Here is a 1124-nt window from a genome sequence, read left to right as displayed (position 1 = left end):
ACGCGCTTGCGGGTCTCGGCCTCGCCGCGCGCGACCAGCGCCTGACGGATTGCCATCATGCCGCAGAACTCGCCATGCGCCCCGGCTTTGGGGCTCATCGCAACCGCAGGCATGCCGGTTAGTGTCTTCAGCCAAGTGGCCAATTCGTCGATCAGTTCCAGTGCGCCCTGCACGGTTGCCTGCGGCTGCAGCGGGTGGATATCCGCAAAGCCGGGCAAGCGCGCGAGCTTCTCGTTGAGACGCGGATTGTGTTTCATCGTGCAGCTGCCGAGCGGGAACAGGCCAAGATCGATGGCGTAATTCTTTTGGCTGAGGCGCATATAGTGGCGCACCGTCTGCGGCTCAGACAGGCCCGGCAGGCCGGTCGCCTGCTTGCGCGCGACTCCGCCGAGGCGGCCGGTGCGGTTTTTCGGCTTTGGCAGGTCAACGCCGGTCGTGTCTTCGGTGCCAATCTCGAAGATCAGGCCCTCGGCCTGCAACAGGCCTTTCGAGCCGGACACAGTGTCCACGGATTTGCTGGAAGCCTGTACAGGAGATGTCGGGCGGCCTTGTGTGTTCATGGTCATCAAACTTTCTCCTCAAGAATCTCAAATAGATCGCGCCAACTCTCGAAGTGCCACGCGATGCCAGAGTGAGATTTTCCAGGCGGGAAATCCCCCCTGTTTTGAAACCCGGTATAACTGGATTTGTAGGTTCTAGCGGGAACTCTCATACGGGCTACGCGCTCCAATTTCGGCTGCAGCTTTTGAGAAAGAGAGGCGTCAAACACGAACATGTTGTCGGCATTTTCACAATTCAGGTAAATCCAACGAGACCCATGCCGCATACCAAAGACTTTGCTGTTGCGATCATAAGTTTCGGATACGGCACTTGAAGAAGCCGCTACGAGCTTTTCCGCATAATCCCTAACTTGAGCGTAGCTCTTATGATTCACCTTGGAGGTTGCGGTCATCAGATAATCTCCTTCAGGGCAGCGGCATAGGCGGCTATGTCTTCCGGTGTCGTGCATTCGGTGGCGGCGCAAATAATCACGTCCCCCATATGCTCACCGGGGAACAGGCGGCTGGCGCGAACGCCGCCGACGACGCCAGCCTCGTCCAGCATGGCGAGAACGGCTTCTGCGC

Annotated in this window: 1 protein-coding gene and 1 pseudogene; both read right to left on the bottom strand. The window is 58.5% G+C overall.

Annotation, left to right across the window (positions count from 1 at the left end; genetic code table 11):
* A pseudogene (locus B4F73_RS15780) lies at positions 1-566 on the bottom strand (aminomethyl-transferring glycine dehydrogenase subunit GcvPB); the annotation flags it as partial.
* On the bottom strand, positions 566-952 hold the full coding sequence (locus B4F73_RS15775; protein ID WP_290483742.1) for a hypothetical protein: 387 nt from the start codon (positions 950-952) through the stop codon (positions 566-568). The pseudogene B4F73_RS15780 and the gene B4F73_RS15775, both read right to left, overlap by 1 nt.
* Positions 953-1124: the final 172 nt, after the last annotated feature.

Source organism: Hyphomonas sp. UBA3601, assembly GCF_002375605.1.
GTDB lineage: Bacteria > Pseudomonadota > Alphaproteobacteria > Caulobacterales > Hyphomonadaceae > Hyphomonas.
This window is presented reverse-complemented; position numbering and strand designations above follow the sequence as displayed.

Bases quoted from the DNA above. Each gene is read 5' to 3' on its own strand.
- B4F73_RS15775 (WP_290483742.1), bottom strand. From the start codon at position 952: ATGACCGCAACCTCCAAGGTGAATCATAAGAGCTACGCTCAAGTTAGG.